Raw genomic sequence first — 22,804 nt, 5'->3', positions numbered from 1 at the left:
ACAAAACCTTAAAAGGAAGCCTTATGAAAAAAATAAATGAATCTTATAAACTGATCGTCTTTGCGGCGCTTGCTCTGGCTCTGGTTCTCTATATCGGGAACATCTGGTCTGGTCTGCAGAGTCTAACTTCGGTTTTTTCACCCATTATATTGGGTGGAGTCCTAGCCTTCATCTTTAATGTTCCGATGAAAAAGCTGGAAGACCTCTTGGACAAATGCCGAGTCCCTCAGAAGTTGCAGCGCGGTTTGGCCTTAGTTTTAGAGGTGCTGATTTTAGCTCTCATTATGACAGGGATTGTCTCCATCGTCGTGCCCACTTTGACCACAGCGGTCAATCAGCTGAGTGCGACAATCGGCAAGGTAGCACCTCAGGTAGCTAAGTGGTTGCAGCAGTCTGGTTTGCTTTCCTCTAGCCAGCTGAAAGATTTGACCAAGCAGCTGCAAAATAGTGACATTGTCAACCGAGCCATCTCTCTTCTGGGCAGCCTAACGGGCAATATCTCTGCTATCTTTGGCAACTTCTTCTCTGTCATCATGTCAATCTTTCTCATGTTTGCCTTCTTGAGCAGCAAGGAGCATTTGCAGACGATTACGAGCCGTCTTCTGCAGGTTTCACTTCCTGAGAAGGCTGTCAAACGCCTATCCTATGTCGGTTCTGTCATTGTTGAGACCTATGATAAGTTTCTGATGGGGCAGATGATTGAGGCTGTCATTGTCGGTGTTTTAGTCTTTATCGCCTACTCACTGACAGGCCTGCCTTATGCGGCCTTGACAGGAGTTCTGGCTGGAGTGCTCTCTTTCATTCCCTACATTGGTCCTTTCTCAGCTTGTGCTCTGGGAGCTATCTTTATCTTCACTGACAGCCCTTGGAAAGCTCTTCTCTCGATTGCAGTCTTTCAGCTGGTGCAGCTGATTGAGGGCAACATTATCTATCCGCGCGTGGTAGGCCAGTCCGTGGGTCTCCCAACTCTCTTTACCCTAGCCGCAGCCCTGATTGGGGGGAACCTCTTTGGCCTGGTCGGTATGATTTTCTTCACCCCTATCTTCGCAGTTATCTACCGCTTAGTCAGAGAGTTTGTTGAGGAGAAGGAGAAAGCCGAAGGGGACACAAGTAGGTGAAGAAAAAAGAAGCGTCCCTATTGATTCCCTTTAGCAAAGAAGGGTGTTAAAGATGCTAATTTAAATATGACAAAAATGTGTATTGGCTAGAAAGTGCCTTACATTTATAAATAAATGATACTAATTAAGAATCTAAGAGAGTGGTCCGCATTATGTCAAAAAATGATAATATGTTAGCTATTTTATGGATGTTGAGTTCAGGGACAAAAATAACTGCAAAGCAAATATCCGAAAGGCTAGAAATAAACATAAGGACAGTTTATCGCTATATAGATGCATTATGTGTTAGTGGAGTGCCGATAATATCGGAGCCAGGTCATAATGGCGGATATAGTTTGCTTGAAAATTTTATCCGAACACCACTATTTTTTGATACTGAAGAGAAAAAATCACTTTTGCATGCTGCTACTATTGCAATGGAAGCAGGGTATCCTTTTGTAGAAGCATTAAATAGTGCGACATCAAAGTTAAAGATGTTCATGAACGAAGAACAGGAAAAAGTTCTTAATCGTCATTTAGTGGGATTTGAAGTAGTAAGCCGTATTTGTGATCCAGCTGTCAAACCTATATTAATGGAACTTGAGGAAGCTGTTGCTAATGAATGGTCTATGGAAATTGAATACTGTACAGGTTATGAAGGTCATGCTACACATAGGGTTGTTGACCCCTATGGTATGCTTTACTGGAATGAAAAATGGTATACTATTGCGTTTTGCCATCTTAGGAATGAAATTCGTAGTTTCAGGATAGATAGAATAGTTAATATTATAAGAGCTAAAAATTCATTTAAGCGTCCGAAAGATTTTTCGGCGCGTGAGTTTTTTATAAAAAACTTATTATCCGATGTGGAGTGCAAAGTAGGACTTTGCACTTTAGTAATTGAGGGCTCATCAGAAGCACTAAATGATCTTTGCTCACATTGGTTTTTATCGTATCATCTGATACAAAGATCTGACTGTAGAGCTAATTTTTTAATGGATGAAAGTTCAATCCATACATATGTTCCTAATATTCTACTTCCATATGGTAAATCAATCAAGGTTGTTGAACCAAATAGTTTTAAAGATTCCATGGCAGTAATTCTTAAAGATTTGATGTCACATTATCTTCACTGACCGAATTTGTCAGTGAATGTAATATATAATGGTTTCAGATGGTAGTTGAGACCGTCGTAAAATAAACAGAAACAACAAGATTAATGTGGAGGAATAGAAAATGAAGAATATAGTTTACCTTTATGTATTTGATACAATGGCGGATTGGGAAATAGGTTATTTAATGCCTGAAATCAATTTAGGAAGGTACTACAAAAAGGGGGTGCTACCCCTAAAAGTAGTAACTGTAGGAATTACCAAGACTCCTATTACTACAATGGGAGGTCTAAAAATATTGCCAGAAATTGAACTTAATGAGTGTAGTATTGACGATGTTGCTGCTTTGATTTTACCTGGAGGCAATACATGGACAGAAACCATTCATACTCCCATTATAAGAATGGCTGAAAAATATTTAGATAAAGGCATTGTTGTAGGGGCAATTTGTGGTGCTACAATAGGACTGGCTGGGGGAGGTATATTGGACCAACGAGCTCATACAAGCAATGAGTTGGGATATCTTAAAATGTTCTGCCCGAGCTATGATGGAGAAAAGTACTATAAGCAAGAATGTGTAGTTACTGATGGAAATTTGATTACTGCTTCTGGTACAGCTCCCCTTCAATTTGCTTTTCATGTATTGAAAATTTTAGATGTATTCTTACTGGACACTCTGAATTCCTGGTACAATCTTTATAAAACCCAAGAATCAAAATATTTCTTTGACTTGATGAACTCAATTCAATAAAATAGTTTAAAATTGGTAAGATGATTAGTATAAGCCACCTTCCGCTTCGGATAGTTTTTATTGGAAAAGAATGTCTTCCCAAAAAAGGTATCTATTTATGTTTATAATTCTCTGATAATCATTAAGGATTCTAAAGGAAGAATCCATTAACCTTTGGAACTCTTACGGTGAATCTGATTCATTTAAAGCAAACAACTGTAGAGTGTTCCTTATTACAAAATTACCTTGATAGTATTAGCCAGAATCAATAAGGATTTGAAAACTTGTATTACCAAGTAGAATAATCAAGACAAGCAATTGAAGAAACCAACGAGATTTTATTCTCGCTGGTTTTCTTTTTCTGAGCTCATAAGTTCTAGCTATAGCAAACAATAATTTTAGTCAATGGCAGTTGAAAAATAAGGTGACTTGGCTTTCAAGAGAGTAAGGATATAGTTTTAAACTATATCAAACTCTGGAAAATTCCAATTATACAGAGGGGGGATTTTCTGATAAGATAAAATCAAGAAAAATTTTGGAGGACGTTTATGTCAACGACTATTATTGGTTTCCCACGTTTGGGTGAATTCCGCGAATTGAAATTTACAACTGAAAAATACTTTAGACATGAAATCTCAGCAGAAGAGCTTCTGGCTGCAGCTAAGGAGCTGCGCGCTAAGCACTGGAATATTGTTAAGGAAAAAGGAATTTCAGAAATCCCGTCAAATGACTTCTCTCACTATGACAATGTGCTGGATGCGGCCTTTCTCTTTAACGTAGTACCATCATCTGTGCAAGGCTTGGAGCTGACTGACTTGGAGCGTTATTTTGCCTTGGCCCGTGGCTATCAGGGTGAAAAAGGAGATGTCCGCGCCCTTCCGATGAAGAAATGGTTCAACACCAATTACCATTATATCGTTCCTAAATTTGAAAAAGAAACCCAAGTCAAGCTGGCTGGGCATAAGATTTTTGATGAATTTGCAGAAGCTAAAGAGTTGGGCTTGGTAACCCGTCCAGTTGTGGTTGGCCCATTCACTCTCCTGCAAGTATCTGACTTTGAAGACGGTGTGGCTCCGGCTGAATTTGTAGATGCACTAGCTGCAGCTTATCAAGAAGTTTTTGCAAAATTAGCAGAGCTGGGCGCAGAGCGTATCCAGCTGGATGAGCCAAGTCTGGTCAAGGATCTGTCAGCAGAAGAAAAAGCTCTCTTTTTAGATCTTTATAAGAAACTTCTGGCGGATAAGAAAGGCTTGGAAGTCTTGGTTCAAACCTACTTTGGTGATGTTCGTGACATCTATGCAGACCTTGTAGAGCTGCCAGTAGATGCGATTGGTCTGGACTTTGTCGAAGGCAAGAAAACACTTGAACTTGTCAAAGGTGGCTTCCCAGCTGATAAGACTCTTTATGCAGGGATTGTCAATGGTAAGAACATTTGGCGTAACAACTACGAAAAGAGCTTGGCAGTGCTTGAGCAAATCCCAGCTGAAAACATCGTCTTGACAAGCTCATGTTCGCTGCTCCATGTGCCATTTACAACTGCTAATGAAGATTTTGAACCAGCAATCTTGAACCACTTTGCCTTTGCGGTGGAAAAATTGGATGAAATCCGTGACTTGGATGCTATCCGCAATGGCGGCGGTGCAAAAGCACTTGCTGCCAACAAAGAACTCTTTGCGACTGAACGTGTGGGTGAAAATGCGGAACTTCGTGCTCGTATCGCTGGCTTGACAGACGCTGACTACACTCGTTTGCCAGCCTTTGCAGAGCGTGAGGAAATCCAACACAAGACACTCAATCTGCCACCGTTGCCAACTACGACAATTGGATCCTTCCCTCAAACTAAGGAAGTTCGTGCCAAACGCTTGGCCTTCCGTAAGGGTGAGCTGTCAGCAGAAGACTATGACAAGTTCTTGGCTGAGCAAATTGATGAATGGATCAAGTGGCAAGAAGAAGTTGGCTTTGACGTGCTGGTGCACGGTGAGTTCGAGCGTAATGACATGGTTGAGTACTTCGGTCAAAACTTGTCAGGTTACCTCTTCTCTAAGAATGGTTGGGTACAATCATACGGTATGCGTGGGGTTAAACCACCAATCATCTGGGGTGATGTGACTCGTCTCAACCCAATCACTGTCAAATGGTCTAGCTACGCACAAAGCCGTACTGACAAACCTGTCAAAGGTATGCTGACTGGACCTGTTACCATCCTCAACTGGTCCTTCCCGCGTGAAGACATCTCTATCAAGGATTCTACGCTTCAAATCGCTCTCGCTATCAAGGATGAAGTTCTTGACCTTGAAGCTGCTGGTGTTAAGATTATCCAAATCGACGAGGCTGCTCTTCGTGAGAAATTGCCACTCCGTCGCAGTGACTGGTACGAAGACTACCTTGACTGGGCAATTCCAGCCTTCCGTTTGGTACACTCAACAGTAGCGCCTGATACGCAAATCCATACTCACATGTGTTACTCAGAATTTACCGATATCATCCCAGCTATTGACAACATGGATGCGGACGTGATTTCCTTTGAAGCTAGCCGCTCTAACTTGGAAATCCTGGATGAGCTCAAGGCTAAGAACTTCCAGACAGAAGTAGGACCTGGAGTTTACGATATCCACTCACCGCGCGTGCCAAATGAAGGGGAAATCGACCACACGATCGAAGCTATCTTGGCTAAGGTGCCAAGCAGCAAGGTCTGGATCAACCCTGACTGTGGTCTTAAAACTCGTGGTATCCCAGAAACCAAGGCTAGCTTGGTGCGCTTAGTAGAAGCAGCCAAAGCAGCTAGAAAACACTTGAAATAATCCTCCTAGAACCTCAAAAGTTGATCTTGATGGAGGAACATACCAAAATTGAAGCAGAGCTGACAATCCTGCAGAAGTTGTTCTCCTAGGATTGTCCTCAGCTATCACTACCATCATTGAAAGGAACTTTTTGTTATATGGTTCGTCGTCATACACCTAGTCTCTCATTTGAAGTATTTCCTCCCAATCCGGCAGTAGGCAATGATAAGATTTTTCAGGCATTGAGAGAGATGCAAGATTTGGCTCCTCACTTTATCAGTGTGACGGCCAGCAATAATAAGTTTGACATTGAGGAGACGACGGTTCGTTTGACTGAGTTCATCGCCAACGACCTCAAGATACCGACGATTGCTCACCTACCCGCGGTTTATCTGACCAAGGACATGGTGTCCAATATTTTGCAGTCTCTAGATCGGGTTGGTGTCCATCAGATTTTAGCTTTGCGAGGGGATATTTTTCCAGATGTGGCGCCTAAGGATGATTTTACCTATGCGACTGACTTGATAGAATACATCAAGACAGAAGCACCGCACTTTGACATCATCGGAGCCTGCTATCCGGAGGGCCATCCGGATTCGCCAAATCAGATTTCGGATATTCAAAATCTGAAGAAAAAGGTGGATGCTGGCTGTTCTAGTCTGGTGACCCAGCTTTTCTTTGATAATGAGCGCTTTTATGATTTTCAGGACAAGTGTATTTTAGCGGGTATTGAAGTGCCAATCCATGCTGGGATTATGCCGATTCTCAATCGCAATCAGGCTCTGCGCCTGCTCAAGACCTGTGAGAATATCAAGCTGCCAAGAAAATTCCGGGCTATTCTGGATAAATACGAACATGACCCAGAGTCTCTGAGAGCAGCTGGTCTGGCTTATGCTGTGGATCAAATTGTTGACTTGGTGACTCAGGATGTGGCGGGCATACACCTTTATACTATGAATAACGCTGCAACAGCCTATCATATCTATAAGGCTACCCATGCTCTCTTTAATCATAACCCATCCGTCCAATCTTTTTAAGATGAATGAAGAAACCACTAATCAGATTCAGTTGCTGTTTAGTGGTTTTTGTTTTATAATAAGGGTAAAAGTTTTATCCAAATCTAAGGAGGGGCTGATGGAGCATTCACTGACCTTGGTTAAGTCTATGCAGTTTGGCCAAGAAGATTGTTTTTTTGCCTTCTGTGGTTATTCAAAAACGGAAGCCCATCATAGCTTTGGGCCGGCTGTCCGGGATGTTTATGTCATTCACATCGTACTGAAGGGACGGGGGACATACTCCGTGGGCAATCAGCGCTATGATTTGCAGGAAGGGCAGGGCTTTGTGGTGCCACCGGGTCAATCGGTCTTTTATCAGGCTGATGGAGAAGAGCCTTGGTCTTATGTCTGGATGGGACTGGGTGGGCATCTCTTGCCTCCTTATCTGCAGGCTCTGGGCTTACAGTCTGGCCAGTGGTCTTTTGAGCTGACTTCTTTGCAGGAATTTAAGGCCTTGGTCTTTGAAGGTTTGGCCTATGAGGGCAGCGGAATAACAGCTGAACTAGCTCTGCAAAGGCAAGTTTATCGCTTTTTAGAACTCTTGTCCCAGCGTCTCAAGCAGACCTCTTTAATCACGGAAAGCCGTCGGATCAATCCTTATGTCCAGCAGGTCTTGGAACTACTGAGCAGTCATCTGCCAGAAAGTTTATCTGTGCAGGAGTTGGCGCAGAAATTGGCGCTGCACCCTTCCTACCTATCTCGGCTTTTCAAGGATGAAGTAGGCAAGGGGATCAAGGAGTACAGCAATGATTTGCGACTCAATATGGCAGCTGATTTGCTGACGGGCAGCCAGCTTTCGGTGGAAGAGATTGCCAATAAGACAGGCTTTGCCGGAACACAGAGCTTTTCAAAAGCCTTCAAGAAGGCGCGTGGCCAGTCGCCCTTGAATTTTCGCAAGGCTAGCTCTCATCTGGGACAGGAGCTGTAAAAAGTCACATTTGGATAAATAATACTAGAAAGAAAGGCTTACCAAAAGGGGTGGCCTTTTTTATAATGAAAGTGGAAGTTTGACTGCAGACTGTGAAAGGAGAAGACCATGAATAAGGCGAGTATTTGGTTTAACGAAGAGTGCAGGCAATTTCATCTGACTAACGGTGAGATTTCTTATATCTTTCGGGTTTATGAGGATGGTAAACTCTTGCAGCTTTACTACGGAGCGGTGGTACCAGAGCGGGATTATTCTTATTTGGTGGAGCTGCAGCATCGGCCCATGACGACCTATCGGAAAGAAGGAGATTTACGCTATTCTTTGGAGCATGTGCGGCAGGAATTTCCAGAATACGGCACGACAGATTTTCGTCATCCCGCTATCTGTCTGCGGCAGGAAAATGGCTCGCGTATTACTGATTTTGTCTATGTCAGTCATCAGATAGTAGATGGTAAGCCTGCTTTAGAGGGGCTGCCCGCTACTTATACAGAGACTCAAACGGAGGCTAAGACTCTTATTCTAACCCTACGAGATGAGGTGACAGAAGTAGAAGTTCAGCTGTTTTATACGATTTTTGCTGATTGGCCGGTTATCACTCGCTCCAGCAAAGTGATTAATCAAGGCAGGGAAACTTGCTACTTGGAATCCCTAGCTAGTCTGTCGCTTGATCTGCCAGATGCTGATTATGACTGGCTGCAGTTATCAGGGGCATGGGCCCGGGAACGCCATATCAAGGAGCGCCCGCTTCAGCAGGGGATTCAGTCTATTGAGTCAACCCGCGGCATTTCCAGTCCCCACCACAATCCTTTTGTGGCTCTTAAGCGACCGGAAACGACTGAATTTTCAGGTCCAGTACTAGGAACGGCCTTGGTGTATTCAGGTAATTTTCTCATTCAGGCTGAGGTGGATACCTATGATGTGACCCGGTTGCAGCTAGCTATCAATCCTTTTGGTTTTGAGTGGAAGCTGGCTGCAGGCCAGTCCTTTACCAGTCCAGAAGCTCTGCTAGTATATTCTGAGCGGGGCCTCAACGGCATGAGTCAAGTCTTTCATCAGCTATTTCGTCGACGCCTAGCTAGGGGCTACTGGCGCGAGCGAGCGCGTCCTGTTCTCATCAATAACTGGGAAGCTACCTATTTTGACTTTAGTGAGAATCAGCTGCTGGAACTTGCTGAAAAGGCTCAGGAAGTAGGAGTGGAGCTCTTTGTGTTAGATGACGGATGGTTTGGCCAGCGGACTAATGATCGCGCTGGACTGGGGGATTGGTTTGTCAATCCAGAAAGGCTGCCGCAGGGGCTAGGCTCTTTAGCAGAGCGAATTCACGGTTTAGGCATGCAGTTTGGTCTTTGGTTTGAGCCGGAAATGGTCAATAAGGATAGCCAACTCTACCGAACTCATCCTGACTGGCTGCTTGCAGTGCCAGATAGACAGCCCCACCATGGTCGGAACCAGTTTGTTTTGGACTATTCTCGACCAGAAGTAGTGGATGAGATATTTGAGCGTCTGTCAGCTGTTATCGAGGAAGCGCAGCTGGATTATATCAAATGGGATATGAATCGCCCTCTGACGGATGTCTTCTCAGCTGCCTGGCCAGCCGATCAGCAAGGAGAGATTTTTCATCGCTATGTCTTGGGTGTTTATAATTTATATGAGCGTTTGACTAATCGCTATCCGAGCTTGTTATTTGAGTCCTGCTCTTCAGGTGGGGGCCGCTTTGATCCAGGTATGATCTACTATGCTCCTCAAGCTTGGACCAGCGATGATTCGGATGCGATTGAGCGCTTGAAGATCCAGTACGGGACCAGCCTTCTCTATCCGCTTTCGTCCATGGGGGCTCATGTCTCCATCGTGCCCAATCACCAGACCAACCGTCTGACTCCGTTGAAGACGCGGGGCAATGTCGCCTTTTTCGGTTCCTTTGGCTATGAGCTGGATCTTAATCAGCTAAACCCAGAGGAATTGGCTGAAGTCAGGGAACAGATAGCTTTTTACAAGCACCATCGAGAGCTGATTCATAATGGAACTTTTTATCGACTGCAGTCGCCATTTAAGGAAGATGGGCAGACAGCTTGGATGCTTGTCAGTCAGGATCAGAACACTGCACTTTTAGGCACTTTCAAGGCCCTCAATCAAGTCAATCGCTCTCATCAGCGTTTGCAACTGAAAGGACTGGCTGCGGATAAGGTCTATCGGCTAGAGGGGCGTACCTATACTGGGGCCGAGCTTATGCGAGTTGGGCTGGTCACCACGGACGCTTCCAGCGGTCAGCTTCTGGAGGATTCTGAGCAAAAGCCGAGCTATGACTTTGATTCTAAACTCTGGCTATTTGAAGCAGAAGATGAGTAGATAAGATGGGGAATAAAAAGAGCAGAAGGAACAAGCTGATTAAAAGCTGTCCTTCTTGCTTTTTCCTCTGAGAAAAAAAGGATAGTACCATTATCTCTGATAATTCTATAGGAAAAGGCTTTCAAAAAGGTATATAATAGAGTGAAGCTTTTATAAAATAGAGCTGGGTCAGAATGGGAGAATTTGTAAAAAATGAAGAAAGCATTTGCCAGTTTGGATTATTAGTAGAAAGCATTCGGCAAATGCGAGGAAGAGGAAGTTTTATGACGAGAAAAATCATCTTTCTGGACGTGGACGGTACCATCATCGACTATGACAATCATATACCGGAGTCTGCTGTGGTCGCCATTCGCAAGGCACGGGAAAAGGGCCATTTGGTCTATGTGTGTACAGGTCGCAGCAAGGCTGAGATGCCACCGGAAATTTGGGATATTGGCTTTGATGGCATGATTGGTGGCAACGGTTCTTATGTGGAGCATAAGGGGCAGGTTATTCTGCACCAGCTGATTCCGCGAGAGGTTGCTAAGAGGCTAGTCGACTGGCTTCAGGAGCGGGGGCTAGAGTTTTACCTGGAGAGTAATAACGGTCTCTTTGCCAGCAAAGGCTTCCGCGAAGCAGCGCGACCAGTGCTTCGAACCTACGTCCTTGGAAAAGGTGTCAAGCCAGAAAAAGTAGTAAATATGGAAGCTGAAGAAGCTCTTCACGGCTTGGTCTATGGAGGAGAGCTCTATCGGGACGACCTGAACAAAGTCAGCTTTATTCTCAGAAGCTACCAAGACCATCTGGATTCCAAGGCAGCTTTTCCTGAGCTCAAGGCAGGTACGTGGGGTGGCAAGGGCGAGCATGCTCTCTTTGGTGATTTAGGAGTCAAAGACATTACCAAGGCGCATGCTATTGAGGTTCTGCTGAAGCATCTTCATGCTGATAAGGCAGATACTCTGGCTTTTGGCGATGCCAAGGTTGATATTCCTATGCTGGACTATTGTCAGGTCGGCGTTGCTATGGGAAATGGCGGAGCGGAAATCAAGGCCATGGCCGATCTGGTGACAGACTCGGTCAGTCAAGACGGTCTCTACAAGGCCTTTGAAAAGTTAGGACTCATCTAAAGGAGAAATGAATGATGGCAAAAACTCTTTATCTGATGCGGCATGGCCAGACGCTTTTCAACCTACGCCATAAGGTGCAGGGCTGGTGTGATGCTCCTCTGACCGATTTTGGTATCTATCAGGCCAAGGTGGCAGGGCAATATTTTAAGGATACCGGAATTACTTTTGACGATGCTTATAGTTCTACTCAAGAGCGGGCCTGTGATACCTTGGAATTGGTAACAGACGGTAAGATTCCCTATAAACGTGTCAAGGGACTCAAGGAGTGGAACTTCGGCACCTTTGAAGGGGAAAGCGAAGACCTCAATCCACCCCTGCCTTATGGAGATTTCTTTGTAACCTATGGTGGTGAATCACAAGATCAGGTGCAGGAGCGTATGGCAACGACCATTCTTCAGCTCATGCAAGAGACGGATGGTCAGTCTGTACTCATGGTCTCCCATGGCGGAGCTATGGCCAATTTTGCCAGAGCTTGGCGGAAAAACTGGCGTCTGGATGACCTAGGTCACATGACCAACTGCGGGATTTTGAAGTTTACTTTTGAACATGACCAATTTTACCTAGAAGAGGCCATTGGCCACGATTTTAGCGAATGGGAGGGAAAATGAAAGATTTATATTTGATGCGGCATGGTCAGACTTTTTTCAATCAAGAGGGCTTGGTACAGGGAGCTTGCGATTCTCCTTTGACAGAACTGGGGCAGGATCAAGCCCGGCAAGCAGGAGCTTATTTGCAAGAGCGGGGCATTCGTTTTGGTCAGCTCTACTCCTCCACCCAGGAGCGGGCTTCTGATACTCTGGAACTTGTCTCTGGCCGAACCGACTATACTCGCCTTAAAGGCATTAAAGAATGGAACTTTGGCCTTTTTGAAGCCCAGCCCGAACACCTGCAGCCGAAATTTCGACCAGGAGCCACCTCTTTTGAAGACCTTTTTGTCCCTTATGGTGGAGAAGGTGTGGACCAAGTCGGTGAGCGCATGCTGGTCACTCTGACTGAGGTCATGGAGCAGGCAGGAGCAGAGCCAGTCTTGGCTGTTAGTCACGGCGGTGCCATGTGGGTCTTCTATCTCAAGATTGCGGCTCAAGCCCTGGACCCCAAGGTACGCTTTGGCAATTGCGCCATCTGCCATTACCAATATGAGCAGGGACACTTTAAGCTGGCAGAAGTCATGGATCCGCTGACGGGTAGTGTGCATGAGTGTGAATAAAGAAGCAGAGCATTCATCATAATGAGAGTTCAGAAAGATTATCACTACATTAAAAACCTCAGGTTTTCTGAGGTTTTTTGGTTTATACTTGACTGTAGGTTTCACGACGACTTAGTCTTGTATCTTCTTTTTTGCTGGATATTGGCTGTGCCTGGATTTCTTTATTCCATTCACTTCGAGTAAAGACCATGGAGAGTAGTGCCAGAGCCGCAAAGGCTGCTCCTACATACCAATAGGGAGTATCTAGCGTCGTGGAGCGGCCAGACAGATTGACAATGCCACGGAAGAGCATACCGGCTGTCATGATGGCTACAGCTGAGTTCCAGAGGTTGAGGCTGAGCCGAGAGAGATTAGGGATGACCTTCATGAAGAGCAGGAGGAGGATGCCACCCACCAGAGGAATGACAAAGAGGTAGTGCATGTGGCTAGATGTTTCGCCGAAGCTGAAAGATTCATAGATTCTGCTGAAAGCAAAGAAGAAAATAGTTAATAGTGTGTAGATAAGGGCTGTTTTTCTAAAACGTTTTTTGCTGGGATTAGTAACCGATGTAGACAATATCACTCACCGACCTTTCTGAGATAGTATTTCCGTTGGTTGTAGGCTTGTTAATGACCTGACCATTAAAGTAAAGTGTAGAGGAACCGCCGCCGTCAAGGTTATAGGCGGTCTTGACACCGTAAGATTTCATGACTTCTGCCATCTGGTAGAGGGAAAGTCCCTCGCTTTCTGAGGTTCGACCGTCTGAGATGATGATGATGTAGTGGTTTTCATCAATGATACCGATAGCTGTCCGAGGATTGGAAGACATGGACTGGCCGACTTCGGAGTTGGTATCAACGGCAATTTCGCCATTTTCTACAAGAGATGGGCCGAAGGCCAGGAGATTGACCACGCCGTCTTTGACCAGTTGATCGGCAGAGACTTGATCTTCATAGATAATCTTGAAGGAGCCGTCTTTGTAAATAGCCAAATCACCATTGCTGGAGTCTTCTCGGACGGTATCGCGGTAGACGACGCCATTGCGGATGACATAGCCAGTCGTATTGGCTCCATAGTAGTCGCCGTTAATTGCTAGGATAGCATTGTTGTTGGCAGCCGTTTCCGAGGTCTTTGCTGTGACATTGTTTCCGTAGGTGTTTTGGGCAAAGGCTGTTTTCAGGTATTCCGATGAGCTGACGGTTACATCAGCGATGTAGACTTGGGTGTTGCTGACGGTCTTTTCAGTTAGCGTGACCGAGATGTTGTCGTCTGAATAGCTGGTATCCGTCACAGTTGCTGTTTCCGCAGCCTTGCTGGCAGCCTCGGCATTGGACGACGAACTCGTACTTGAAACCGTGGAAATGGTCTCTGCGATGACAAAGGTTTTCAGCATGGAGTAGCTGAAGGAAGCTGTCAGAAGCAGCCCAAAAATGGAGGCGTAGGCATAGCGTTTCTTTAAAAATTTCATGATGCGGTGTGTGTCCTTTCCTTAAAAATAAATCTCTTTTGCACCATCCAAGAGGCAGTGAAGAGCAAGATGCCGACGATGATTTTGACAATCAGAAGGTTGAGACCAAAGACAGCATAGAAGAGGCGAATCAGCAGTGTATCTAGGATAAAGAGCACTACAGCTAGGCTGAAATAGCCAGTTCCTGTCTTGAGTATACTGTCGTCGTTCTTAAAGACCAGCTTTTTATTGGTCGAATAGTTAAAGATTGAGCTGGTTACGCGGGCAATCCCATTTGCGAGAAGAATTCTCAGGCTGGTCGGCGCAGCAGCTAAAAACAAGAGAGCCAGTGCATAGACGATGTAGTCTACGATAAAGCTGCTGAGAGAAGTCAGGGCAAATTTGAAAATATTTTTATAAATCATGAGCCCATCCCGAATTGGTCGGAAGTGGGAGCCTTGATTGTCATTGATATAGACCGTCTCAATGGGCACTTCCAAAATTGGATATTCCTTGCTGGCTTCTAAGAGCATGTTCATTTCATACTCATAGCGCTGGCCCTCTACCTTTAGCATAAATGGGATCATGTTGGTCGTAAAGGCTCGTAAGCCTGTCTGAGTATCGGAAACATCCACGCCAGTCTGAAGCTTGAAAAGAGCCCGAGTCAGACTATTGCCGAAGCTGCTGCGCAGAGGTACCTTGCCAGTAAAGGCGCGAGCTCCCAGAATCAGCCGATTGGGATTTTCAGAAGACTTGCTCGCTACGCGGAAAACATCCCAGACCTTGTGCTGGCCATCCGCATCTGCTGTTACCACCGTTCCATATATTTTCAGTGCTTGGATAAAGGTAAAAGCAGTTTTCAGCGCTTGCCCCTTGCCTTGATTGACCTGATGACGGAGCACAGTCGCGTACTGCTCCGCCTGTTCAAAGACTATCTGGCATTTAGATGAGCTGCCGTCATCGATAACAATGATATGAAAATCACTCTTATGGTGAATTTTTTTTATCAGCTTAATAAGATTATAATCAGGCTCATAGGCCGGAATCACTAGGTAATCCATATCCATACCTCTTTCTTAGATGATTTGTAGAAAGTATACAGACTGCGGCTTAAAAATTCCTAATATAAGTTAGTTTTAAGAAAATGTTAACATTTCTTTAAGGAAAGAGCATGGGGAGAATAGGATAGAAAGGCTGGTGGGGATGGAGCCGGATAATACATAACTATCTTAAATGAGTCTTAAAAATTAGGAAAATAAATATGAAAACACTCCAACTTTTTATTAAAAAACTATAACATTGTACCAAAAATATTAACAGTATAAGAAATATGCGTTATAATATTAATGGTATTACATTATAGAAAGGTTGTCTTATGAAAAAATCATTTCGTAAAGTTGTTATAGCTTCGGCTGTCATACTGAGTGCGATGGCTTTTCAACCTCACGAGGTAAAAGCTTTCGATTTTGGCGGAGGTTTTAGTAGTTCTAGTTTTGGAAGTTCTTTTTCAGCCTCTGATTATGCGCCAATCAGTTCTAATTCTAGTTCTAGTTCAAGCTTAAGCAACATCAGTTCGAGCGACTACCGTCCGATTAGTACACCGTCGGTAAGCGAAAGTGCTAGCAACATCAGTTCAAGTGACTATCGTCCGATTAGTACACCGTCGGTAAGCGAAAGTGTCAGCAACGTTAGTTCGAGCGACTATCGTCCGATTAGCACACCATCGGTAAGCGAAAGTGTCAGCAACGTTAGTTCGAGCGACTATCAGCCAATTAGTACACCGTCGGTAAGCGAAAGTATCAGCAATGTCAGTTCGAGCGACTACCGTCCGATTAGCACATCGTCGACAAGTGAAAGTGCCAGCAGTGTTAGTTCGAGCGACTATCGTCCAATTAATACACCATCAGTAAGCGAGGACGCTAGCAATATCAAACCTAGCGATTACAAACCAATCAGCGATTCATCTGTAAGTGCTTCAGACAGCTTGGCGGATTCTGTTGATTATAAGGCGATTGCTGGGAAAGATGATACTGTAACGACAGACAGTCTTGCTAAAAAAGGTAAAGATGATGCCTTGAAAATGGCTGATTCTAAAGTGGATCAATCTACTACAGACGCTTTGGATGCAGTAGATTTTACCGAAAAGGCCTTGGAGTCTGCCAATACCGGAGCTCAAAAATCAAGTACAGGAAGTAGTCGCTATAACTTAGCTGTCTCACCGGAAGTTGAAACAGCTTTAGATTCCTTGTCAGAAGAACATAGAAATCAGTTTATTAAAGCGTTGAAAGACTATGGTTATGGTCTGAATAATTCTGAAACGTCGGCTACCACAACTCCAGAGTATAGTTTAAGCTCAACTTCCTCAAATAAAAAGGGAAAGTTAGATTTTACTCCTTATGGTCAGTCTACTCTCACCGATAGCCAAGGTCAGCCTACATCGGCTTATCAAGACTTGTTGGATCTTGCAAATAGTAAAGAAAGTCAGCCTCTATTTAATCAATCCGCAAGTAATGACTATCAGATCAAGAAAGGTGATAGCTTAGCCAAAATCGGCAATCTCCATTATCCAGATGATAAGGAAAAAGCTGCAGCAGCTTCTATGCTGGCTCTTCAGGATTTGCATGGGCAGAATAAGCTGAACATCAATAATAAACAAAACCGTATTAATCTGACACCTGGCGATAAGGTCAATGTAGATTTATCTAACTATACATCAGAAGAAATCAGTGCGTTAGCCAAAGGATTTAACAAAATCCAGTCGGCAGAAAATAAAATTGATACTTTCCGTCAGGCTCAAGAAGAAGCTAAGGCCTTGGCGCGAGCTCAAGAAAGACAAAACAGAGCTTCTCAAGTAAGACAAACTCGAACCGAAGCTAGAAATCTTTCCCAAGACCAAGCGAAACAAAATTACACGCATCTGACCCAACAAGCAACACAGAAAAGTCAATCATCTAATTATAGTCCTCTTTATATTAGTCCATTGTTCAATCTCAATAAGGGGAATAAGGTTCAAACCGTCATTCCATATAGGATAGGGGCAAAGAGCTACATTCCAAAGAATAGTTCGCCTGTATCAGGGGGAGTTAGTGACTTTCAAAATAGAAAGGGACTAATTGATAGGATTAATAATTTAGTGAACAATCTTCCCCATGTTTCTAAAAGTATTTCTAATGGAGCCAGGGAATTTGGCGAGAAGCTTATGGATAATGGCGCGCGTGAAGAGAATTTTGTTAAATATATTGTTGGGAGAGGAAGTGTTGCTTCAGGAGAGGTTTTAGACAGTAGCTCAGCGGCTATTAAAAGGATGGCTGATAACCCTGGTGCAGCTCTTTCTGGCATACTTAAAGGCGTTGTCAACTCAGTAGCAGATGTACCAAATACGGGCATAAATCTTGGAAAAACAATAATTGATGGTTGGACTTTAATACCTGAAGAGTTACCATTCATACAGCGAGGAGCTTTGCAAAGTTTCCGTGATAGCACACCATATAATTTTCCTAGACCTCTTGAGTATAGTAGTAAGGCTGAGGAAGATTATAGTATATTTAGTCCAGGTGTGCTAGCCAAGGGGGCTAAATTATTAACTAAAGGAGCTTCTGCTCTAGGAGTTACTAAAATGACTTCAGGTGTTAGGGCAGCTAAAGATTTATCGGTTACAGAGGTGACTAGGAAATCTCCATTTGCAGAAGTTGCTAAACTTGAGCAAAAAGGCCATCAGTCTGCTTTAACAGAAAAAGTTTTAAACAACATAGCAGATAGCGCAAGGGCTCGAGATGCTTCTAACTTCTCTACTTACGCTAGAACTGAAAGAATACTAAATAACATAGCAGATAGCGCAAATGCTCGAAGGGCTTCTAATTTTTATCCTCACATTGGCAGGGAAAAGAGGATTGATACGCATCGTTATGATCTATGGAATCGTCATGTGAATAAAGGCTTGGAGCCATCTGATAGAGCAAAGCTGACCCAATGGTCTCAACTACTTGAACCTGAATTCTATCTTGAGAACAAAAAAGTATTTGACAATCCAGATTATTTTAATCAGCTAACCGGAAACGCTATTTATCCAGGAACTCCCGAAAGTGCTTTGGGCAGAGTTGATGGAAGTATACATAAAGATGGATTTTTGAATGGTGAATACAAAGAATCCGTTATATTACCAGGAACCAGAATAAATAGGATTGGTTCTAATCCAACAGGAAGGTATTTCTCTCCTGCAGGAGCAACATTTGGTGAAAAGGCTTTGCCTCCTTTTATGAAATTACAACCGGATTCAGACTATATTTCTCTAAAAAAGATACCAATAAGAGAAGGATTAGTCGCACCTTGGTTTGATGAACCTGGTATGGGTATTCAATATTATACATATTTGCCGATGAGAGAACTAGAAAAAGGTGGTTACTTACATAAAATAAAAAAGGAATGATTTTATGTTAACAAAATTAAAAAACAAAATTGAAGATGGAATTTCCGAAATTGGAAATATAAAATTAGAAGAATTTGGAATCTATTTTTCAAACAAACCGCCTTACTTTCCAGAAGGAATCAATATAATAGAAAATAGAAATGAAAAATATAATCTAATTTTTACAGAAAGAGGTAAAATTACATCTGAGATTTCTAATCTAACTGATGACGAAGTGGCTTATCAAATTTTAAAAATTATCATTGAGATTGTTTCTTCACAAGCGATTGATGAAAAAAATGTGGATGTAATAGAAAGATTAATTAAAAGAAACGAATTTGATAAAGTTAGTCAATTAGTTGGGGAGACACAGGGGAAGAGGTATAGATACGGAAAGGAGCTACTGCAAAAAATTAATCCTCTTTATGCTTTATGGTACGAAAGCGAGCATTATAAATAAATCTTAGGATAATCATATATCTAATCAGATAGCCATTCAGATCAAAAAAACGACCCTAACGGTCGTTTTTTTGCATTATTCCACTTCCAATTCTTCTTGGTCAATTTTATGGGCTGTTCGGTAAGCTTGGTAAAAGATAAAGACAGCCACAGCGGTCATAGCCGGTACGATGATTGGGATGTCCGTTTCGATAGCAGTCAGCGGTGAGTTCCAGAAGAAGTGGAGAACAAAGGCTGCTAGGAAGTAGAAGAGCCCCACTCGGAAGTAGTTTTTCTGAGTTTTGGCATAGCGCAGCATGAGAGCCAGACCGAGAGTGGTCAGGGCGGTGTAGAGCCAGTGAGAGGCGACGCCGCCAGTAATGCGGCCTAGGATACCAGAGATAGTGAAGGAGAAGCCTTCGGGCAGGTCAGAGAGGATATAAGAGAAGTCCTCGCTAATCTGAAAGCCCATGCCAGCTGTAATCCCCAGCATCAAGAAGGATTTGAACTTTTTGACTGGGACTAGATAGACAGCGAAGGCAACTGCTAACAGCTTGAGCGGTTCTTCAACCAGTGGAGCTGCGATGGCGTTTTCTAGGTCGCTGAGCAAGGTGTTTGGGAAGCTGGTGCTGACCCACTCGTGGATATAGGTGTTGGCCAAGCCAGAGGTCCAGCCTGAAATGAAAAGGCCGCCTAGCAGAGCTACCCCAAGGCTAAGTGCAGGAGTCTGCCATTTTTTACCCAGTTGACGAATCAAGAGCAGGGCGGGTATGATATAGAGCAGGGCCAAGAGGGCTGACAGTCCGACAATCCCATAGGAAGTACCTGACATACTGCCAGTAGTATAGGCTTGTGTCTCGTATTCTAAGCCAATCGCGCTCAGAAGGAGAAAAATGAAAAGAACAATATTTTTCTTCATAAGTAACTTTCTAAAATTTTATTTTCATCCTAGTATAACAAAAAAATCCTAAATAAAACCAATTTAAAAACTGGAAATTAAGGGCTGGTATAATACTTTACTTGCCAAACTGTCTCTTTTTGTTTATATTAGTTCTATAAGGTTTCTTGGAGGCGCTTGCATGACGAAAGATCTATTGAGGTTGAAATTGCTGGGAAGTCCGAGTGTCTTTCTCAATCAGGAGGAAGTCTTTTTTCCTTTTGCTAAAATCAATGCTCTGCTTTATTATCTCCACATCAATGGAGCAGTCAATCGGGAAGAGATTGCAGGAATCCTCTGGGAAAACAAGGATAATCAGACCGCCAAAAAGAATCTACGCAACACCATTTATCAAGCTAACAAGCTACTAGATGGGGAATGGATTGTCGCTCCTAATCGGACTGTTCTGTCGCTTAATCCCGACTGTGCGATTGAAAGTGATGTAGAACGTTTCACAGACCATCCTTCGGAGTATCTGTCGCTCTATCAGGGGGATTTTCTGCAGGGCTTCTATCTTAAGGACAGCGAGGCTTTTGATTACTGGGTGTCCAAGATGCGGACGCGATATGAGCAGCTTTATATCCAAGCCTGCTACCAACAGCTGGAAACAGAAAAAGACCAGCTGGATTTGGAAGAGGCTGAGCGGAATTTGCATCGCTTGATTAGTATTGATGAGTTTGATGAGAAGAACTATCATTTGCTCATGAAGCTTTATCAGGATAATGATCGGCCTGGCAAGGTGATAGAGACTTATTATAAATTGGTCAATATTTTGGATAAGGAACTGGGCATTAGTCCTACGGAACCTATTCAGCAACTATATCATGAGGTGCTTGCTAAGGACCGTAGCGAGCGCAAGACTAAGCAGTTTCTGCGCAATACAGACCACTTTTTCGGACGGGTCAATGAAATCAAGCGTTTGGAAACTTACTTTTCTAAGGTGATAGAGACTCAGGAAGCGCGTGCTCTGGTCCTAGTCGGTGGTACTGGTATCGGAAAGCGGACAGTGACACGTCAAGTACTGGCCAATCAGACCAAGTATTTCCAGATTGTCATGGCGGAGTGCTTCAAGGAAGAGATGAAGGCAGAGCTCCAGCCTTGGCGTGGCTTGCTGGACGGCCTGGGGGACTTGGTTATTCAGCACCAGATTCTCTCTATCAGTCAGTGGCAGATCATTTTGGAAAGTTATTTTCCCATTTTGACAGGCGGCACTTCTGGTTTTCAGTTGGATGCGGACAAGCTGGCTCAGTTTGTGGTGGATATTCTGCAGAAGATTTCTAAGAAAAAAGCTTTGATAATCTTAATTGAGGACTGTCACTGGATGGATGAGGCTAGCGTTGCTGTCTTGGAGCAAGTTATGAATCATTTGACTGGCTATCCTGTGGCCTTTGTGCTGACCAAGCATCTGAGCACCCCTTCTTATTTGGAACATTTTTTCAATCACCTGCTGGTTCGCAATAAGCTAGGCTTTATTGAGCTGCAGCCGCTGAATTTTAAAGATAGTGTGGCTTACTTGCAAGCCCAGACAGGTCAGTTAGCCATACCTGAAGAACGCCTTGAGGATATTTATCGGGTCAGTCAAGGTATCCCTTTCTTCCTATCGGAATACGCTGAGCAGCTCCTGCGAGGAGAAAAGTTTCATCCGCTGACTTCGGCCATCAAGGCCAAGCTGTCTCTGAAGTTGGATTACCTGAGCAGCCAAGAGGAAGAGTTGGTGGACTATCTGGCTTGCTTTAGGGCTCCTGCCTCGGTTTCTCTCTTAGCCAGACTGCTAGGTCTGCCGATGGAAGAGGTTGTTGAAATCACTGAGGAGTTTGGACAGAAGCAGTTCTTGATGGAAGAGGAGCAGAGCGAGGACTTGGTAGTGCGGTTCAGCCAGGAGCTTTTGAGGATTTACACCTATGAGCGTTTGTCATTGGCTAAGAAGCGAATGCTGCATCACCAGATTGCCCAAGGCATGGAAGACCAGTTGGGAGACTCTCTCTATCATGCCCAGCTGCTCAATGAAATCGCCTATCACTACAAGCTGTCCAAGCAGCCGATTAAGTCTCTGGAGTACGAGTTGCATTATCTTGAGGCTACTCTGCAGTTTCATCACGAGCTCTTTCCAATTTATTCGCGGGAATTTGGCTTTATCGAAAAGACGGATGATAGCAATCAGTCCGCGGTTTTAGACCAGTTTGACCGTATCCGTCGGGAGATAGGGGGCTTAGAGAGAAAACACCAGAATCACAAGGATTTTCAGCTATTGGTTCTCCGCTTTCTCTATCTAGAAGGGCGCTATGCTATCCGGACGGGGAATTACCAGCAAGGGATGGACAATATCCAGCAGGTGATTGCTTCGGCCAAGGAGCTGCAGCAGATGGATTTTCTCCTAGAAGGCTATCGGCAGATGATTTACTACTGTATCCAGACGGAAAATATCCCTGAGATGCGCTATTATACGGAGCTGACTCTGGATGCTTCGGTCCAGGCCAACAATCACGAGGCCATTGCTATCAACCTTCGACTCAAAGGGCTCTATCATCTCATGATTGGAGATGAGGAGCAGTCGCTTCACCATCTCTACCAGTCCATTGACTGTTTCAGCCTGACGTCTTCGCTGCGTTCCAAGTACTCGATTCAGATTGCGGCGGCTCTAGACTATTTGGCAGAGATTGAGCAGATTCGCGGGAATTTTACGGCATCTCTGGCTCATCAGAAAGAGGCCATTAAGCTGACGGAAAATAAAACAGCAGAGCCTTCGATTTTTGCTTTCTACATCGGCTTGGGCATGACCTATTATCAGCTGAAAGATTATGAGCAGGCGGAGCGGATTTTCCTCAAGGCGAAAACAGCCTTGAAATCTCTCAGCTTCCCTTGGAAAGAGACCCAGTTGGAAGTTTATCTGGCCTTGATTGGCTGCGAGAAGGGAGATTACCAGCCGGTGCTTAATCTGCTGCGGAAAAAGGATGGTCTTATCAGTCGCTACGGAAATCCGCGGGACAAGGGGCTGATCTACTATCTGATGGCTGTGATTAAGTATGGACTGCTGACTGGCAGCTTGCAGGAAGCAGACTTTGAAGACTTGCTGGATCAGGACTTTGAGACCTACTATGAAACGGCCAAAAGCCAGCTCAATCCCTACAGAGATCGGCACCAACTAAAGGAATTAGAAAACTTACGCCAGAACTTGTCTCAGGCATTAAACACAAAATAAGAGAGGATGAAAGCAATGTTCATCCTCTTTTGATGTT

17 protein-coding genes are annotated in these 22,804 nt (G+C 44.1%); 13 read left to right on the top strand and 4 right to left on the bottom strand.

Going from position 1 to position 22,804, the window contains the following annotated elements; all coding sequences use genetic code 11:
- Positions 1–23: 23 nt before the first annotated feature.
- The 10 genes from RSK81_RS10490 (at position 24) to RSK81_RS10445 (ending at position 12,361) form a co-directional block, all read left to right on the top strand.
- Positions 24–1,118: an AI-2E family transporter gene (locus RSK81_RS10490; protein WP_125410744.1), complete on the top strand. Its 1,095-nt coding sequence runs from the start codon at positions 24–26 to the stop codon at positions 1,116–1,118.
- Positions 1,119–1,270: 152 nt separating this feature from the next.
- Positions 1,271–2,233 (top strand): helix-turn-helix transcriptional regulator, encoded by a 963-nt coding sequence (locus RSK81_RS10485; RefSeq protein ID WP_124764490.1) that lies wholly within the window; start codon positions 1,271–1,273, stop codon positions 2,231–2,233.
- Positions 2,234–2,333: 100 nt separating this feature from the next.
- Positions 2,334–2,960, top strand: a complete 627-nt coding sequence (locus RSK81_RS10480; protein WP_124764492.1) for a type 1 glutamine amidotransferase family protein — start codon at positions 2,334–2,336, stop codon at positions 2,958–2,960.
- 527 nt (positions 2,961–3,487) lie between these two features.
- Complete coding sequence (metE, locus tag RSK81_RS10475) at positions 3,488–5,740, top strand: 5-methyltetrahydropteroyltriglutamate--homocysteine S-methyltransferase (protein WP_125410743.1); 2,253 nt, start codon at positions 3,488–3,490, stop codon at positions 5,738–5,740.
- A 137-nt stretch (positions 5,741–5,877) separates the two neighbouring features.
- Entirely contained in the window at positions 5,878–6,756 is an 879-nt protein-coding gene (gene metF, locus RSK81_RS10470) for a methylenetetrahydrofolate reductase [NAD(P)H] (RefSeq protein ID WP_002896521.1), read from the top strand.
- A 1-nt stretch (position 6,757) separates the two neighbouring features.
- A complete protein-coding gene (locus tag RSK81_RS10465; protein ID WP_185767989.1) occupies positions 6,758–7,702 on the top strand; it encodes an AraC family transcriptional regulator in 945 nt (314 codons plus the stop codon).
- A 108-nt stretch (positions 7,703–7,810) separates the two neighbouring features.
- Positions 7,811–10,048 (top strand): alpha-galactosidase, encoded by a 2,238-nt coding sequence (locus RSK81_RS10460; protein WP_125410741.1) that lies wholly within the window; start codon positions 7,811–7,813, stop codon positions 10,046–10,048.
- 263 nt (positions 10,049–10,311) lie between these two features.
- Positions 10,312–11,154: an HAD family hydrolase gene (locus tag RSK81_RS10455; protein WP_162065277.1), complete on the top strand. Its 843-nt coding sequence runs from the start codon at positions 10,312–10,314 to the stop codon at positions 11,152–11,154.
- An 11-nt stretch (positions 11,155–11,165) separates the two neighbouring features.
- Positions 11,166–11,762 (top strand): histidine phosphatase family protein, encoded by a 597-nt coding sequence (locus RSK81_RS10450; protein WP_315686737.1) that lies wholly within the window; start codon positions 11,166–11,168, stop codon positions 11,760–11,762.
- Positions 11,759–12,361 carry a histidine phosphatase family protein gene (locus RSK81_RS10445; RefSeq protein WP_315686735.1) on the top strand — a complete coding sequence of 201 codons (603 nt, stop codon included), beginning with the start codon at positions 11,759–11,761 and terminating at the stop codon, positions 12,359–12,361. Before RSK81_RS10450 ends, RSK81_RS10445 begins: the two co-directional genes overlap by 4 nt.
- 82 nt (positions 12,362–12,443) lie before the next feature.
- Here RSK81_RS10445 and RSK81_RS10440 read toward each other — a convergent pair whose 3' ends face one another.
- The 3 genes from RSK81_RS10440 to RSK81_RS10430 are packed head-to-tail and all read right to left on the bottom strand — an operon-like array spanning position 12,444 to position 14,855.
- Entirely contained in the window at positions 12,444–12,917 is a 474-nt protein-coding gene (locus RSK81_RS10440) for a hypothetical protein (RefSeq protein WP_061589407.1), read from the bottom strand.
- The gene (locus RSK81_RS10435; protein ID WP_002901413.1) at positions 12,898–13,809 is read right to left on the bottom strand and encodes a phosphodiester glycosidase family protein; all 912 of its coding nucleotides are present in this window, start codon (positions 13,807–13,809) and stop codon (positions 12,898–12,900) included. Before RSK81_RS10435 ends, RSK81_RS10440 begins: the two co-directional genes overlap by 20 nt.
- On the bottom strand, positions 13,806–14,855 hold the full coding sequence (locus RSK81_RS10430; protein ID WP_315686734.1) for a bifunctional glycosyltransferase family 2/GtrA family protein: 1,050 nt from the start codon (positions 14,853–14,855) through the stop codon (positions 13,806–13,808). The genes RSK81_RS10435 and RSK81_RS10430 overlap by 4 nt, the downstream gene beginning before the upstream one ends.
- 917 nt (positions 14,856–15,772) lie before the next feature.
- Here RSK81_RS10430 and RSK81_RS10425 point away from each other — a divergent pair.
- Together RSK81_RS10425 and RSK81_RS10420 are read left to right on the top strand one after the other, a co-directional pair.
- The gene (locus RSK81_RS10425) at positions 15,773–18,214 is read left to right on the top strand and encodes a TNT domain-containing protein (protein WP_315687778.1); all 2,442 of its coding nucleotides are present in this window, start codon (positions 15,773–15,775) and stop codon (positions 18,212–18,214) included.
- Between the two features lie 4 nt (positions 18,215–18,218).
- Positions 18,219–18,653: an Imm63 family immunity protein gene (locus RSK81_RS10420; protein WP_002934566.1), complete on the top strand. Its 435-nt coding sequence runs from the start codon at positions 18,219–18,221 to the stop codon at positions 18,651–18,653.
- Between the two features lie 75 nt (positions 18,654–18,728).
- Here the strand turns inward: RSK81_RS10420 and RSK81_RS10415 are convergent, their stop codons facing one another.
- Positions 18,729–19,550: a PrsW family intramembrane metalloprotease gene (locus RSK81_RS10415; RefSeq protein ID WP_004189920.1), complete on the bottom strand. Its 822-nt coding sequence runs from the start codon at positions 19,548–19,550 to the stop codon at positions 18,729–18,731.
- Between the two features lie 160 nt (positions 19,551–19,710).
- Here RSK81_RS10415 and RSK81_RS10410 point away from each other — a divergent pair, with 160 nt between their 5' ends.
- The gene (locus RSK81_RS10410; protein WP_315686732.1) at positions 19,711–22,767 is read left to right on the top strand and encodes an AAA family ATPase; all 3,057 of its coding nucleotides are present in this window, start codon (positions 19,711–19,713) and stop codon (positions 22,765–22,767) included.
- Positions 22,768–22,804 lie beyond the last annotated feature (37 nt).

It is taken from the genome of Streptococcus sp. DTU_2020_1000888_1_SI_GRL_NUU_041A, from assembly GCF_032387735.1.
Classification (GTDB): Bacteria; Bacillota; Bacilli; order Lactobacillales; family Streptococcaceae; genus Streptococcus; species Streptococcus sanguinis.
This window is presented reverse-complemented; position numbering and strand designations above follow the sequence as displayed.

What these genes read in the sequence shown, in the direction of transcription:
- RSK81_RS10485 (WP_124764490.1), top strand. Translation starts at nt 1,271, where the DNA reads ATGTCAAAAAATGATAATATGTTAGCTATTTTATGGATGTTGAGTTCA.
- RSK81_RS10450 (WP_315686737.1), top strand. Translation starts at nt 11,166, where the DNA reads ATGATGGCAAAAACTCTTTATCTGATGCGGCATGGCCAGACGCTTTTC.
- RSK81_RS10410 (WP_315686732.1), top strand. Translation starts at nt 19,711, where the DNA reads ATGACGAAAGATCTATTGAGGTTGAAATTGCTGGGAAGTCCGAGTGTC.
- RSK81_RS10480 (WP_124764492.1), top strand. Translation starts at nt 2,334, where the DNA reads ATGAAGAATATAGTTTACCTTTATGTATTTGATACAATGGCGGATTGG.
- RSK81_RS10420 (WP_002934566.1), top strand. Translation starts at nt 18,219, where the DNA reads ATGTTAACAAAATTAAAAAACAAAATTGAAGATGGAATTTCCGAAATT.
- RSK81_RS10460 (WP_125410741.1), top strand. Translation starts at nt 7,811, where the DNA reads ATGAATAAGGCGAGTATTTGGTTTAACGAAGAGTGCAGGCAATTTCAT.
- RSK81_RS10430 (WP_315686734.1), bottom strand. Translation starts at nt 14,855, where the DNA reads ATGGATATGGATTACCTAGTGATTCCGGCCTATGAGCCTGATTATAAT.
- metF (WP_002896521.1), top strand. Translation starts at nt 5,878, where the DNA reads ATGGTTCGTCGTCATACACCTAGTCTCTCATTTGAAGTATTTCCTCCC.
- RSK81_RS10415 (WP_004189920.1), bottom strand. Translation starts at nt 19,550, where the DNA reads ATGAAGAAAAATATTGTTCTTTTCATTTTTCTCCTTCTGAGCGCGATT.
- RSK81_RS10490 (WP_125410744.1), top strand. Translation starts at nt 24, where the DNA reads ATGAAAAAAATAAATGAATCTTATAAACTGATCGTCTTTGCGGCGCTT.
- RSK81_RS10435 (WP_002901413.1), bottom strand. Translation starts at nt 13,809, where the DNA reads ATGAAATTTTTAAAGAAACGCTATGCCTACGCCTCCATTTTTGGGCTG.
- metE (WP_125410743.1), top strand. Translation starts at nt 3,488, where the DNA reads ATGTCAACGACTATTATTGGTTTCCCACGTTTGGGTGAATTCCGCGAA.
- RSK81_RS10455 (WP_162065277.1), top strand. Translation starts at nt 10,312, where the DNA reads ATGACGAGAAAAATCATCTTTCTGGACGTGGACGGTACCATCATCGAC.
- RSK81_RS10465 (WP_185767989.1), top strand. Translation starts at nt 6,758, where the DNA reads ATGAATGAAGAAACCACTAATCAGATTCAGTTGCTGTTTAGTGGTTTT.
- RSK81_RS10445 (WP_315686735.1), top strand. Translation starts at nt 11,759, where the DNA reads ATGAAAGATTTATATTTGATGCGGCATGGTCAGACTTTTTTCAATCAA.